This window comes from Methylomonas sp. DH-1, assembly GCF_046097555.1.
In the GTDB taxonomy this organism is placed as follows: Bacteria; Pseudomonadota; Gammaproteobacteria; order Methylococcales; family Methylomonadaceae; genus Methylomonas; species Methylomonas koyamae.
On record NZ_CP143089.1, the window covers coordinates 394639 to 408453 of the forward strand.

Consider the following 13815-nt stretch of genomic DNA (forward strand, 5'->3'; position numbering starts at 1 on the left):
GTCCCGGTTCGGCATGTCGCCGAACCGAACGTTTTTGCCACCACCATGCTCAATTTCAAAAACATCGCGATACGCCGCGGCAGCCGCCAACTGTTCAGCGGGGCGTCCTTCACCATTCATAAAGGCCAGAAAATCGGTTTGACCGGAGCCAACGGCGCCGGCAAATCCAGCCTGTTCGCCTTGTTGCGCGGCGAATTGCACGCCGACGAAGGCGAGTTTTCGCTGCCGCCGAATCTGGAGATCGCCCATGTCGCCCAGGAAACCCCGGCGTTGTCCTGTTCGGCAATCGATTACGTGCTGGACGGCGACCAGGCCTTGCGCCGGTTGCAGGCCCAGTTGGCTGCGGCGGAGCAGGCGCACGACGGTTTGAAACTGGCGGAATTGCATGCGGCCCTGGAACACGCTGGCGGCTATACCGCCCAGGCCCGCGCCTCGCGGCTGCTGAACGGCTTGGGTTTTACCAGCGAGCAGGAAGCCCGGCCGGTCAGTTCGTTTTCCGGCGGTTGGCGGATGCGTTTGAATCTGGCGCAAGCCTTGATGTGCCGCTCCGACGTGTTGCTGCTGGACGAGCCGACCAACCACTTGGATCTGGACGCGGTGATTTACTTGCAGGATTGGCTGGTCAAATACCCGGGTACGCTGTTGCTGATTTCGCACGACCGCGATTTTCTGGATGCGATCACCGACCACATCGTTCATATCGAACAAGGCAAGGCCGAGATTTATACCGGCAATTATTCCGACTTCGAGCGGATGCGGGCCGAGAAACTGGCGCAGCAACAATCCGCCTTCGAAAAGCAGCAGCGCGAGATTGCCCATATCCAGAGCTTCATCGACCGCTTCAAGGCCAAAGCCACCAAGGCCCGCCAGGCGCAAAGCCGGATCAAGGCGCTGGAGCGGATGGAAATCATCGCCCAGGCCCACGTCGATTCGCCGTTCGGTTTCGCCTTTCCGCCGCCGAAACGGATGCCGAATCCGCTGCTGAAAATCGAAGAAGCCGACATCGGTTACGGCGACAAGGTGGTGGTCAAAAATGCCAGCCTGTCGATTTCGCCCGGCGACCGCATCGGCCTGCTCGGTCCCAACGGCGCCGGCAAGTCCAGTTTAATCAAAGTTTTATCCGGGCAAATGCCGCCATTGGCTGGTAAGCTGCAGAGCGCCCAGGATTTGAATATCGGTTATTTCGCCCAGCACCAGCTCGAATTGTTGCGGCTGGACGAAAGCCCGCTGTGGCATTTGCAGCAGCTGGACAAGCAGGCTACCGAGAAGGATTTGCGCAATTTCCTGGGCGGTTTCGATTTTCGCGGCGACAAGGTCAACGAGCCGGTCGGGCCGTTTTCTGGCGGCGAAAAAGCCCGGCTGGTGTTGGCGACGCTGGTGTACCAGAATCCCAATCTATTGCTGCTGGACGAACCGACTAACCATCTGGATCTGGAAATGCGCCACGCCTTGAGCGTGGCCTTGCAGGAATACCAGGGTGCGCTGGTCGTGGTGTCCCACGATAGGCACTTGTTGCGTTCGGTCACCGACCAGTTGCTGTTGGTGGCCGGCGGCAGATTGCAGCCTTTCGACGGCGATCTGGACGATTACAAGCAATGGCTGGCCGAGCAGAAAAAAGGCGACGAAGCGGCCGCCGGCGCGGATTCGGCCAATAATGTGTCGCGCAAGGACCAGCGCAAACAGGATGCCGAACGCCGCCAACGGTTGAAGCCGCTGCTGGATGCGGTCAAAGCCGCCGAAGCCGCGGTGGAGAAGTTTCACCAGCAACAACGGGATCTGGAAGAACTGCTGGCGGACCCGGCGATTTACGCCGAACAACATAAGGAACAACTGAAACAGCTACTAAGCCGCAAAAGCCAGATCGACAGCGCACTGGAACAAGCCGAGATGGATTGGCTGGCCGCGGAGGAAAACCTACAACAAGCGGAGTGACCATGTATCAACTGATCGTGTTGTTTTTCGAGATTACCATCCTGCGCAAAGGCCCGCAGGATGTGCCGGCTGCTCCGGTGTTGTACCGGCTGGTATTCGTGCCGTATATCGGCGTGAATCTGTTGATTCTGCTGCTGGACGGCTCTTGGAGCAAGGCCGTCGCCCAAATCGCGGTGGAAACGGCCTTGCTGGTCGGGTTTTGTTATCCGCTGCTGTATTTTGCCGGTAAAACCGCCCGGTTTCCGCAGACCTTCACCGCCTTGCTCGGTACCGACGCCATAATCAGCTTATGCGCGATTCCGGCCGTAGCCAGCCTGCAAACCCAGATCGGCGATTTCGCCTTCATCGCGGTGATGGGCATGATGCTCTGGCATTGGCTGGTCAACGGCCACATCTTCCGCAATGCGCTGGACCGGCCCTTGCTTTTCGGTTTGGCCTTGGCGTTTTTATATATACTGATTTCCTCGCAAGTTATGACCTTATTATTCGCCGGCCCCGCCGCCGATTAACCTGGAGCGCACTATGACTCTGTACAAACACATCTTGCTGGCCGCCGATTTTTTCGAACACGGCGGCCAAGTTGCGGAAAAAGCCAAACGGATTGCCGAGCAAAACCAGGCCCAGCTCAGTCTGGTGCATGTGGTCGACAACCTACCGATTACCGATCCGGCCTACGGGCCGATGATTCCGTTCGACGTCGATTTGACCCAGGAACTGATCGAAGCCACCAAAAAACGCCTGGCCGAGCTGGGCCAGAAACTGGGCGTGCCGGCCGAGCGGCAGTGGCTGGAGATGGGCAGTCCGAAATTGGAAATCGTCCGCATCGCCGAAGAGCGCCAGGTCGATCTGATCGTGGTCGGTTCGCACGGCCGCCACGGTCTGGCCTTGTTGCTGGGTTCCACCGCCAACGGCGTGTTGCACCACGCCAAATGCGACGTGCTGGCGGTACGCCTGACAGATGATTGAGTTGGTGTTGGGCGGCGCCCGTTCCGGCAAGAGCCGTTACGCCGAGCAACAGGCCTTGGCCAGCGGCCTGCCGGTGGTTTATCTTGCTACCGCCGAAGCCGGCGACGGCGAAATGAGCGCGCGCATCGCCCACCACCGGCAGCGCCGGCCGGCAGAATGGACGACGCTGGAAGAGCCGGTCGCACTGGCCGAAGCTATTACCGCACAGGCCGGCCGCGGCCAATGCCTGTTGGTGGATTGTCTGACCTTGTGGCTATGCAATGTGCTGTTCGACAAGCAAGGCAATTTGCAGGAGGATCGTTTTCGCCACTACAGCGCAGCGCTGTTCGACGCTCTCGGCGCCAGCGGCGAACGCATCATCCTGGTCAGCAACGAAGTTGGCCTGGGCGTGGTGGCTGCCGATGCGATGACGCGCCGCTTCGTCGACGAAGCCGGCTTCCTGCACCAAAAACTGGCGCAACTTTGCGATAAAGTGGTAATGGTTACCGCCGGTCTGCCGCAAATTCTGAAACACGTTTAATCCCGCCGATGAATTGGATCTTCGAGCCGATTGCCGCGCCCGCGGCCGACTATTACCTGAAAGCTCAGCAACGCGAACAGCAATTGACCAAGCCGCCCGGTTCGCTGGGCGTCCTGGAGGAGTGCGCCGCCCGCTTGGCGGCGATGCAACGCAGCGACGCGCCGGGCATAGAGCGTATCCATATCAGCGTATTTGCTGCCGACCACGGTATTGCCGAAGAAGGCGTGTCGGCGTTTCCGCAAGCGGTGACCGTGGAAATGGTGAAAAACTTCGCCGCCGGCGGTGCTGCGGTCAACGTGCTGGCCCGGCATATCGGCGCGCATTTCGAAGTGGTCGATGCCGGCTTGCGCCAGCCGGTGGCGCTGCCGAACGTGATTGCCGACCGCGCCGGCGCCGGCACGGCCAATTTCGCGCACGGCCCGGCGATGGCCGCCGCACAACTGGAATTTGCGCTGACCGCCGGCCGCCGCGCGATTGCCCGCGCGCTGGACCACGCGGCGCAGTTGTTCGTCGGCGGCGAAATGGGCATCGCCAATACCACCAGCGCCAGCGCGCTGGCCGCGGCCTGCCTGCAACTGCCGGCGAGCGAGATTACCGGCGCCGGCACCGGTCTGCTGCCCGAGCAAATCGACCGGAAAGCCGCGGTGATCGCGGCCGCGCTGCAAAGCCACCGCCAGTTGTTGGATACGCCGCTGACCATCCTGCAAACTTTGGGCGGCTTCGAGATTGCGGCGTTGGCCGGCGCCTACATCGCTGCCGCGCAGCAGGGTTTGCCGGTCCTGGTCGACGGCTTCATCAGCAGCGTCGCCGCCTTGCTGGCGGCGCGGATCAATCCGGGCTGCGCAGCCTGGTTTTTCTTCGGCCATTGCTCGGCGGAAAAGGGCCACAGCCGGGTGTTGCAAGCGCTGAACGCCCGGCCGCTGTTGACGATGGACATGCGTTTGGGCGAGGGTAGCGGTGCGGCGTTGGCGGTGCCTATGCTGCAAATGGCCTGCCGGCTGCATAACGAAATGGCCACTTTTGCCGAAGCCGGAGTGTCCTCCGGCTGAAGCCCGCGGCCAACTTTGCGGACGATGGCAGGCCATGGCGCTTTCCCGTATCATGGCCGGCGCTGCGCACACCCGCTTCGATCCGGCGCGGCACCATAATAAAAACAACTCAAACCACTGCGGATTAGCCATGCTAGGACATATCGAGAGTTACGACGAAAGATGCCAAACCGGCGTCATCAAATATCAAAACCAGTTTTACGAATTTCATATCGACCAGTGGACTTCGCAAGAGCCGCCCAAAGCCGGCGACGATGTCGATTTCGACCATGATGACGGCAAAGTCAGCGAAGTCAGCCCGGTCGGCGCCTACCTGATGGAAGTCAAGCCGGTGAAGAGCCGGATGTTGGCGGCCTTGCTGGGCATTGCCTTCGGTGCGATCGGTTTGCACCGGATCTATCTGGGCTTTTACATGTTGGGCTTGTTACAAACCCTGGTTACCTTAGGTACCGGCGGTTTCGGCGTGATGTGGGGCTTTATCGAAGGCGTGCTGATTTTTACCGGCCATATCGATAAAGACGCCAAGGGCCGCCATTTGAAATAACCGTGCAGGCTTTTTGGCTGGCATTACAGTTTTTGACTCGCATTCCGGTCCCGGATGCCGGGCCGGCCGCGCCGCGCCGGTTGGGCCAATCCGCACTGTATTATCCGGCGGTCGGCCTGCTGCTCGGTTTGCTGCTGGCGCTGCTGGCGGCGGCGTTGGCCGGCGGCCCGCACCTGGCAACCGCCGCGCTGGTGCTGGCCGCCTGGGTGTTAGTGACCGGCGGTTTGCATCTGGACGGATTGGCTGATTGCGCTGACGCCTGGGTCGGCGGTTACGGCGACCGCGAGCGCAGCTTGCGGATCATGAAAGACCCTAGCTCCGGCCCGATTGCGGTTTGCGTCTTGCTATTGCTGTTGCTGCTGAAGTTCGCTGCGATCGAGGCGATGCTGGCCGAACAACGCTATGCGCCGTTGCTGGTGGCGCCGGTATTGGGCCGGGCGGCGATCTTGCTGTTGATGTGTAGCACCGCTTACGTCAATCCGCACGGTCTGGCCGCCAAACTGCTGGAGCAGTTTCCGGCGGACGCGGCGCGCTGGCCGATCGCGGTGAGCGCGGTATTGGGCTGGGCAGTATTGGGTTGGTCGGCGTTATTGGCCGCCGGCCTGGTGCTGGTTTGGCTGCGGCGTAGCGCCATCGCCCGCTTGGGCGGCTGCACCGGCGACGTTTACGGCGCCGCGGTGGAGTTGGTGGAAACCGCAGTCATCACCGCCGCCGCATTCCAATGAAGCCGTCGCCTTATCGCTTTGCCGAGCCGGAATTGAACGGCGTTTACCGCGCGATTGCCGAACGCCGCGACATGCGCCATTTCCTGAACCTTCCGGTCGATCCGCAAATCCTGGCCCGCTTGTTACAGGCCGCGCATCAGGCCGGCAGCGTCGGCCTGATGCAACCCTGGCGGTTTTTACGCATCAGCGACCGCGAACTGCGCCGGCAGATCCATGATCTGGTCGAAGCCGAACGCCGCGCTACCGCCGAAGCGTTAGCGGAACGCCACGACGAATTCATGAAACTGAAAGTGGAAGGCATCCTCGACTGCGGCGAATTGCTGGTGGTTGCGTTGCCGGACCGGCGCGAACGCCATATTTTCGGCCGGCGCACGCTGCCGGAAATGGATTTGGCCTCGGCCGCCTGCGCGATCCAGAATCTGTGGCTGGCGGCCCGCGCCGAAGGCCTGGGCCTGGGCTGGGTATCGCTGTTCGAGCCGGACGCGCTGGCAACATTATTGAACATGCCGGCCGGCAGCCGGCCGATTGCGATTCTGTGCTTGGGCCATGTCGCCGAGTTTTACCCGAAACCGATGCTGGAATTGGAAAATTGGGCCGCACCGCAGCCGCTGTCGGCGTTCGTCTACGAAAACACCTGGCCCGATGAAACCTAGCGCGCCGTTCCCGGCCTTGATGGTGCAGGGCACCACGTCCGACGCCGGCAAAAGCACTTTGGTGACTGCTCTGTGCCGTTACTACCGGCGCCAGGGCATCAGCGTGGCGCCGTTCAAGCCGCAAAACATGGCCTTGAACAGCGCCGTGACGGTAGACGGCGGCGAAATCGGCCGGGCGCAGGCGGCGCAGGCTGCCGCCTGCGGCCTAGAGCCGCACAGCGACATGAATCCGGTGTTGTTGAAGCCCAATTCCGATACCACGGCCCAAGTCGTCATCCACGGCAAGGTCTTGCAAAACCAGTCGGCGGCCCAGTACCACGACTATAAAAAAGTGGCGAAACAAGCGGTGCTGGAGTCGTGGCGGCGCCTGACCGCGCAATACTCGATGGTCGTGGTCGAAGGTGCCGGCAGCCCGGCCGAAATCAATTTGCGCGCCGGCGACATCGCCAACATGGGCTTTGCCGAAGCGGTGGATTGCCCGGTGATTCTGATCGCCGACATCGACCGCGGCGGCGTGTTTGCCCATCTGGTCGGTACGTTGGAATTGCTATCCGCCAGCGAACGGCGGCGGGTGGTGGGCTTCGTCATCAACCGCTTCCGCGGCGATATCGCTTTGCTGCAATCCGGGCTGGATTGGCTGGAAGCCAAAACCGGCAAGCCGGTGTTGGCCGTGCTGCCGTATCTGCACGATCTGTATCTGGAAGCGGAGGATGCGCTGTCCACCCGCCATGCCTGCAGTGCAAATAGCGCTGCATTTCATATCGTCGTGCCGCATCTGCCCAGTTTCAGCAACCATACCGATTTCGATCCGTTGCAATTGCATCCCGGCGTTCAGGTCAGTTTTGCCAAGCGGCCGGAACAGGTCGAAGGCGCCGACCTGATCGTACTGCCGGGCAGCAAAGCGGTGCGCAGCGATCTGGCGCAACTGCGCGAGCGCGGCTGGGACAGCTTCATTCGCCGCCATCTGCGATACGGCGGCAAGTTGCTGGGCATTTGCGGCGGGTTCCAGATGCTGGGCCGGGCAATCGCCGACCCGCTCGGCCTGGAAGGCGCGCCCGGCCAAGCCGAGGGCTTGGGACTGTTGGATATGGCGACCGAACTGCAAGCGGAGAAATGCCTGAAACGCACGGCCGGCCGGTTTTACCGGCAGAGTACGCCGGTGGCCGGCTACGAAATCCATCTGGGGCTGAGCTCCGGTCCGGCTTTGTCGCGGCCCCTGTTCGAATTAGCCGACGGCCCGGACGGTGCGGTTGCCGCCGACGGCCAAGTCGCCGGCAGCTATCTGCACGGCTTGTTCGACTTGCCGGAAGCCTGCGACGCCCTGCTGGCCTGGGCCGGTTACCGCGCCGAATCCGCCGTCGATTTGAATGCGCTGCGCGAGGCCGGCATCGAGCGTCTGGCCGACTGCTTGGCCGAGCACTGCGATTTCGCCAAGCTGGAAGCCGGCGTCCGCCGGTTCCGCTCAGAACAATAACTCGCAGTGCTCCAGTAACTGGACGATCTCCAGATTCACTTCCAGTAGCTTTTTAAACTGCTCGCCGGCTTCCGCGGCGCGGCCCTCTTGCCGGCTGCGCCACATCAGTTGCGCCAGCCGGTGTTGTTGTTCCTGCGCGCGTTCCAGGCGCTCCAAGATTTGCCGGTCTACACTGCGTTCGTTTTTCTGCCGCTCCAGCCAGCGGCCCAGATGCGACTTTTTCGCCGTCGCAACCGGCCAGCGCGGTTGGGTTTCGACGTTGTCGCCGTGCAGGCACTGCTCCAGCCGGCGCAGCCAATATTGCTGTTGCAATTTCAGCAATTCCAACTGGCCGTGCCAGGCGCTGCGCTCGGTTTTGGCGCTGCGGTTCCAGGCCGGCGGATGGCGGTAGTTGGCGACCCAGCCCAACACCGCGTCGGCCGGCATCGGCCGGGCAATGCCGTAACCCTGGGCGATGCAGCAGCCCAAGTCGATCAGAAACACGCCGTGCTCCAAATCTTCGACACCCTCGGCCACCGCCTCGCGTTTAAAGGCTTTGGCTAGGGCGATCACGCTCTCGACGATGGCCATGTCGTCCGGATCGTCGATCATATCGCGGACGAAGCTCTGGTCGATTTTGACGGTGTTGATGGTCAGATGGCGCAGATGGGCCAGCGACGAATAGCCGGTGCCGAAGTCGTCCAGCGCGCACGGTACGCCCAGTTCGTGGTAGCACTGCTTCAACACCTCGCCGACCGAAATCAAATCCTCCAACACGCTGCTTTCCAGCACTTCCAGTTCCAGTTGCCGCGAAGATATCTGCGGGAATTCCGCCAGCAGCGTCTCCAGCGTCTTGATGAAATCCGGCCATTGCAAATGCCGCGGCGAGATGTTGACGCTGATTTGCTGGTTCAGCCCCTGTTCGCGCCAACTTTGCAATTGCAGAAAGGCCTGGTGCAACACCCAGTTGCTGACGTCGATTTCCAGCGGCGTGTTTTCGATGATCGGCAGGAATTCGGCCGGCGGCAACAAGCCGCGCTCCGGGTGGCGCCAGCGGATCAGCGCTTCCATGCCGACGATCTCGCCCGATTTCAAATTGACCTTGGGCTGGTAATACAGGCGAAGCTGGTTTTGCGCCAACGCCTGGCCCACTTCGGCCAGGGCCTGCTCCAGCCGGCTGGGACGCTGGCTGGAGACAGTGCTCGGCTGCGCCAGATGTTCGTAAAGTTTGAAACGGTTGCGGCCGTCGAGTTTGGCCTGGTACATGGCCTGGTCGGCGTGGCGCAGCAAAATGTCCGGGTCTTCCCGGTCCAACGGGTAAATCGTTACGCCGCTGCTGGCGGCGATGCGGACGTGGCGTGCCGCTAATTCGAACGGCTCGGCCAAAGCCTGGTGGATCCGGCTCAGCGTGTCTTCGCATTGCTGGATCGACTGTAAATTCTCGAACAGCAAGGCGAATTCGTCGCCGCCCAGCCGGCACACCGTGTCGCCCTCGCGCAGATTCATTTTGATGCGTTTGGCCACCTCGACCAACAACTGGTCGCCGGTTTCGTGGCCGAAGTGGTCGTTGACCTGCTTGAAGCCGTCCAGATCCAGATAACACAATGCCAACAGCGACTCGGCGCGCTTGCTGTGGGCGATGGCTTGGGCGAAGCGGTCGGCAAACAGCGCCCGGTTCGGCAATTGCGTCAGCGGATCGAAATGCGCCAGCACCTCGAGTTCCTGCTGCTGCTTTTTGGTCTCGGTGATGTCGGAAAACAAGCCGATGTAATTGATGACGGCGCCGGATTCGTCGCGTAGCGCGGAGATGGTTAGCAACTCGGCGTACAGTTCGCCGTTCTTGCGCCGGTTCCAGATTTCGCCGCGCCAGTGCCCGCTCTGGCCCAGGGTTTGCCACATCTGAGTATAAAATTCGTTGGACTGGCGGCCGGATTTCAGAAACCGCGGATTTTGGCCGACCGCTTCGTCGCGGCTGTAGCCGGTGATTTCGCTGAAGGCGGTATTGACGTCGATGATCAGCGCGTCGACGCCGGTAATCATGATGCCCTCGTGGGCGTCGGAGAACACCCGCGCCGACAACCGCAGCTTTTCCTCGGCTTTTTTGCGCTCGCTGATATCGTGGACGATGCCGCGCATCCGTACCGGCTTGCCGGAGGCGTCGCGTTCGGCCTGGCCCACCGAGCGCATCCAGCGCCGCTCGCCGCCGGTAGTTTGAATCCGGTATTCGACCTCGTATTTGGCGCCGGTTTCGATATGGCGCCGCGTCGCTTCCAACAGTAACGGCCGGTCGTCCGGGTAAACCACGGCCAGGAAATCGGCCCAGGTATGGATGTCTTTGGCCGGAAAGCCCAGTTCTGCGGTGACGATTTCGGACCAGAACTGACGGTTGGTTTGCAAATCCGACTCCCAGATGCCGATGCCGCCGTAGATTTGGCTGATGCGGAACCGCTCTTCGCTTTGCTTCAGCGCCAGCTCGGTCCGCTTGCGTTCGGTAATGTCCTGCACCAGCACGACGAAACGGTCGTGGCCGGCTTTGTAGCTGTCGATCGCATACCAGCGGTCGATTTGGGCCACATGGTTTTCGAAGCGCTTCGGTTCGCCGCTGGTGTCGAGGTCGTCGAAGCTGCTGATCCAGGCCGCTTCGGTATGCGGCAACACCTGCTTGACGGTCTTGCCGATCCAGTTTTCGCGGCCCAGCCCGGTCATTTTTTCGAAGGCCGGATTGATATCCAGATAACGGTAGTCGACGATCTTGCCGCCGGGGTCGCGAATCACCTGATGCAACGCAAAACCCAACGACATATTGGTGTACAAGCGCGCCAGATCGGCTTCGCTGGACTTGCGAGCCCGGATCTCGCGGCGTAAGCGGTACACCCAGTAGACGCAGAACGCCAAAGCGATCAGCAAGGCCAGCGCCGGCCTGGCCAGGGCTTTGACGTCGAGGCCGGCATCGACTTGCATGCCCAGCCAGCGGTTGGTGATGGCATCGCGCTGGGCCGGGTCTATCGCCGCCAAGGCTTTTTCGAGCACACTCAGCAATTCGGGATGCGCCTTGGCTACTGCCAGCCGGCTTTCGCTGATATAACCGGTTTGGCCGACGATGCGCAGATTCGCCAAATCCAACTGCTTGATCGCATAACTGGCGGACGCCGCGTCGCCGATGTAAGCGTCGACTTTGCCTGCGGCCAGCAGCCGCAAACAATCCTGTACCGATGCGGCGACCGTCAACTGCAATTTGGGGTAGTCGCGGCTTAGCAGTTCCTGGACGAAATAACCTTGTTCCACCGCGACCCGGCGCCCGGACAACATCTGCAGCGAGCTGATGTAGGTACTGGATTTATTGCCGATAATGACCGCCGGCATCGACACGTAGGGCTCGGTGAAATTCAAGTATTGTGCGCGGTCCGGCGTTTTTACCGCGGCGCCGATCATATCCAGCTCGCCGCGCTTGGCCATATCCAGCACTTCCTGCCAGGATTTGTTTGGCACTGGCACGAACTTGATGCCCAGACGCGCTTCTAGCAGCTTCAGAAATTCGGGAATCGCACCGATGTAGCGGCCTTCGGCATCCAGCTTTTCGTAGGGCATGAAGTTGGGGTCCACGCCGAGTCGAATCGTCGGATGGGTTTGCAGCCATTGCCGTTCCGCTTCGGTGATGGCGATACCGTTCAAGCGGCCGCCACTCTGGATGAAACCGTCCAATTCCCTGAGTTTCAACGGCCGGATCAATTTCAGGTCGGCGTAAATTTCGGCGACTCGCCGCAGCCGGTCCACCTCGATTTGGCCGAGCGGGATCGTGTCGGCCTGAATCCGCTTACGGGTTTCCTCCGCTTCGAAGCGCAATTGTTCCCGGCTGAGCTTGCTGCGGTATTTGCTGCGGATCAGTTCGATGACTTCATCGGGATGTTCCAGCGCATATTGCCAGCCCTTCAGGCTGGCGCGGCGAAACGCCTCGCTGCGTCCCGGACGGTGGTCCTGCTCGGCGATGGTGGTAAACAGGATGTCGCCGTAAAAATCGATGCCGTAACTTTGCGGCGAAATCAGGTTGAACTTGACGCCTTTTTGCCGCAACAGGAAGGGCAGGTCGGTCACGTAACCGGCCATCACGTCGACCTTGTTGCGGATCAAGTCGTCGTTGGAGAAGCTTTGCGCCACTTTCTGAAAGCGGCTGTCGTCGAGATTGGCCTCGGCCAACAGGGCGCGGACTTGGGCGTTATTGTCGCCGGCCAGATCGAACATGATGCGCTTGCCCGCCATCTCGTAGGGGCTGAGAATGCCGGAGGATTGCTTGCTGAACAACGCCAGCGCGTCGTGCTGGAAGATGGCGGCCAACGCCACGATAGGTTTGCCGGCGGCGTAATGCGCAATCAGGCCGGAGTCGCCGACCCCGTATTCGGCCTGGCCGGAAACGACCTGGTCAACGAAATCTTGCTTGGGGTCGCGTTCGCGGATCTCGACCTGCAAACCTTCTGCGGCGTAGTAGCCTTGTTCGAGCGCGGCGTAGTAGCCGGCGAATTGGAATTGGTGGAACCATTTCAATTGCAACGCTACCGGTTCCGGCGTTGGCCCGGCCGCGAAGGCGACGGCACTGAACGACACGGCGCAAACCGTTGCCAGCCGAATAAAGCTTATTTTCATGGGGCAGCACGCCGGAACGAAAGTAGGGTTATTCTACATCCAAAAATCAAATGCCCCAGCCGGATTTAGTCGGCGTTGTAGGTCGCGGCAGTAAAGATTGCTTGAAACTTATTCTTGCCGGTATTCGATTTGCGTTGCTGGGTGCTGGCCAGGGCCAGTTTGGCCTCGTTTTGCAATTGGCTGTCGGCAAAATACTGGTTTTTCCGCAACGGCGCTTGTGCCGCTTTACGCAAATACTCTTCGGCTTCGGCGCTACGGTCTTGCTGCAACAAATAGTCGGCGTAGAAATAATTGGCGTCGATGCCGTCCGGGTTGATTTTCAGGCTGGCTTGCAACATTTGCTCGGCCAACTGGTTGTCGCCGAAAGAAATCGGCCAGCCCGGCGCCATGTAATACAGCGTTCCCAGTGTGACGTAGGCGGCTCCGTCCAGCGCTTCCGGCTTTATGGCAATGGCTTCTTCGAGCAGCCTTTTGGCCGTTTTCAAGCTGGACAGCGCTTCCAGCGACGGTTGAAACGCGGCATTGGTGGCAATAATGGTTGCCTGCCAGATTTTCGGTTCCGCGGCGCGCGGGAAACGCTTGCCCAATTCGGCGGCCTTGTCGATCAAGCCCGGATAGGCCTTCCGCTGCAGACTTTCGTCGCTTTGGTAATAAACCTTGGCCCACTCGCTTTCCAGGCTATCGATAGCCGAGGCCAAGTCCGAAGCGAAACTCGGTGTCGCGAAAAGTATCAAAAAAACAACAACAGTGGCTCTACTCATACAGAAAATATAGAGCATTGCAGTCCGCTTTTCAATACGTCCCGTAAATTATTGTTATTTATCCCAATCCTTGAACGGGTTTTTCGCCAAATTATTGTTGTAATAGCGCAAATCGTCGGTCACTTCTTGTCCCAGCCAGTCCGGTTTTGCAAAAGATTCGCCAATTTGCGACAACTCGATCTCGGCCACGATCAAGCCTTGGTTGTCGCCGAGGAATTCGTCGATCTCCCAAATATGCGGGTCGCGGCGCACGAAATGGCGAACTTTCTCGATCAGCGGTTTATGGCAAAGCTCGGCCAGCAATTGTTCGGCATCCGCCAGCGGAATCTCGTACTCGAATTCCAGGCGATGGGTGCCTATCGTCGCGCTTTTAATGTTCAACCAGGCCTGGCTGGCGGAAATCCGCACCCGGATCGAACTGAGCGGGCTACCGCTCAGATAGCCCTGTTTGTATATAACCGAATCCTCGACTTCGTTACGCCAAGCGTCGTTAGCCAACAAAAATTTGTGTTCCACTTCGAGCGCCATACTGTGTTTCCTCGCGGCAAAAGCGCCATGATAATGGCTAAGAGCG

At 60.3% G+C, this 13815-nt stretch carries 12 protein-coding genes; 9 read left to right on the top strand and 3 right to left on the bottom strand.

Going from position 1 to position 13815, the window contains the following annotated elements:
- Nucleotides 1-45: 45 nt before the first annotated feature.
- The 9 genes from VXJ35_RS01795 (at nt 46) to VXJ35_RS01835 (ending at nt 7863) form a co-directional block, all read left to right on the top strand.
- Nucleotides 46-1932 carry an ATP-binding cassette domain-containing protein gene (locus tag VXJ35_RS01795; protein WP_064020245.1) on the top strand — a complete coding sequence of 629 codons (1887 nt, stop codon included), beginning with the start codon at nt 46-48 and terminating at the stop codon, nt 1930-1932.
- A gap of 2 nt (nt 1933-1934) precedes the next feature.
- A complete protein-coding gene (locus VXJ35_RS01800) occupies nt 1935-2441 on the top strand; it encodes a hypothetical protein (RefSeq protein WP_064020246.1) in 507 nt (168 codons plus the stop codon).
- Between the two features lie 13 nt (nt 2442-2454).
- A complete protein-coding gene (locus tag VXJ35_RS01805) occupies nt 2455-2898 on the top strand; it encodes a universal stress protein (RefSeq protein ID WP_064020247.1) in 444 nt (147 codons plus the stop codon).
- Entirely contained in the window at nt 2891-3418 is a 528-nt protein-coding gene (cobU, locus tag VXJ35_RS01810) for a bifunctional adenosylcobinamide kinase/adenosylcobinamide-phosphate guanylyltransferase (RefSeq protein ID WP_064020248.1), read from the top strand. Before VXJ35_RS01805 ends, cobU begins: the two co-directional genes overlap by 8 nt.
- 8 nt (nt 3419-3426) lie before the next feature.
- Nucleotides 3427-4467 (top strand): nicotinate-nucleotide--dimethylbenzimidazole phosphoribosyltransferase, encoded by a 1041-nt coding sequence (cobT, locus tag VXJ35_RS01815; RefSeq protein ID WP_064020249.1) that lies wholly within the window; start codon nt 3427-3429, stop codon nt 4465-4467.
- 130 nt (nt 4468-4597) lie between these two features.
- Nucleotides 4598-5011, top strand: coding sequence for a TM2 domain-containing protein (locus VXJ35_RS01820; protein ID WP_064023324.1), 414 nt, complete (start codon nt 4598-4600; stop codon nt 5009-5011).
- A gap of 2 nt (nt 5012-5013) precedes the next feature.
- Nucleotides 5014-5736, top strand: coding sequence for an adenosylcobinamide-GDP ribazoletransferase (locus VXJ35_RS01825; RefSeq protein WP_064020250.1), 723 nt, complete (start codon nt 5014-5016; stop codon nt 5734-5736).
- Complete coding sequence (gene bluB, locus VXJ35_RS01830; protein ID WP_064020251.1) at nt 5733-6389, top strand: 5,6-dimethylbenzimidazole synthase; 657 nt, start codon at nt 5733-5735, stop codon at nt 6387-6389. The genes VXJ35_RS01825 and bluB overlap by 4 nt, the downstream gene beginning before the upstream one ends.
- The gene (locus VXJ35_RS01835; RefSeq protein WP_064020252.1) at nt 6379-7863 is read left to right on the top strand and encodes a cobyric acid synthase; all 1485 of its coding nucleotides are present in this window, start codon (nt 6379-6381) and stop codon (nt 7861-7863) included. Before bluB ends, VXJ35_RS01835 begins: the two co-directional genes overlap by 11 nt.
- Here the strand turns inward: VXJ35_RS01835 and VXJ35_RS01840 are convergent.
- The 3 genes from VXJ35_RS01840 to VXJ35_RS01850 form a co-directional block, all read right to left on the bottom strand.
- Nucleotides 7852-12480 (bottom strand): EAL domain-containing protein, encoded by a 4629-nt coding sequence (locus tag VXJ35_RS01840; protein ID WP_064020253.1) that lies wholly within the window; start codon nt 12478-12480, stop codon nt 7852-7854. The genes VXJ35_RS01835 and VXJ35_RS01840 overlap by 12 nt on opposite strands.
- Nucleotides 12481-12545: 65 nt before the next feature.
- Nucleotides 12546-13178 carry a tetratricopeptide repeat protein gene (locus VXJ35_RS01845; protein WP_231879431.1) on the bottom strand — a complete coding sequence of 211 codons (633 nt, stop codon included), beginning with the start codon at nt 13176-13178 and terminating at the stop codon, nt 12546-12548.
- A gap of 117 nt (nt 13179-13295) precedes the next feature.
- Nucleotides 13296-13769 (bottom strand): CYTH domain-containing protein, encoded by a 474-nt coding sequence (locus VXJ35_RS01850; protein WP_064020255.1) that lies wholly within the window; start codon nt 13767-13769, stop codon nt 13296-13298.
- Nucleotides 13770-13815: the final 46 nt, after the last annotated feature.

Coding starts and splice junctions, on each gene's coding strand:
- VXJ35_RS01795 (WP_064020245.1), top strand. CDS start 46: ATGCTCAATTTCAAAAACATCGCGATACGCCGCGGCAGCCGCCAACTG.
- VXJ35_RS01800 (WP_064020246.1), top strand. CDS start 1,935: ATGTATCAACTGATCGTGTTGTTTTTCGAGATTACCATCCTGCGCAAA.
- VXJ35_RS01805 (WP_064020247.1), top strand. CDS start 2,455: ATGACTCTGTACAAACACATCTTGCTGGCCGCCGATTTTTTCGAACAC.
- cobU (WP_064020248.1), top strand. CDS start 2,891: ATGATTGAGTTGGTGTTGGGCGGCGCCCGTTCCGGCAAGAGCCGTTAC.
- cobT (WP_064020249.1), top strand. CDS start 3,427: ATGAATTGGATCTTCGAGCCGATTGCCGCGCCCGCGGCCGACTATTAC.
- VXJ35_RS01820 (WP_064023324.1), top strand. CDS start 4,598: ATGCTAGGACATATCGAGAGTTACGACGAAAGATGCCAAACCGGCGTC.
- bluB (WP_064020251.1), top strand. CDS start 5,733: ATGAAGCCGTCGCCTTATCGCTTTGCCGAGCCGGAATTGAACGGCGTT.
- VXJ35_RS01835 (WP_064020252.1), top strand. CDS start 6,379: ATGAAACCTAGCGCGCCGTTCCCGGCCTTGATGGTGCAGGGCACCACG.
- VXJ35_RS01840 (WP_064020253.1), bottom strand. CDS start 12,480: ATGAAAATAAGCTTTATTCGGCTGGCAACGGTTTGCGCCGTGTCGTTC.
- VXJ35_RS01850 (WP_064020255.1), bottom strand. CDS start 13,769: ATGGCGCTCGAAGTGGAACACAAATTTTTGTTGGCTAACGACGCTTGG.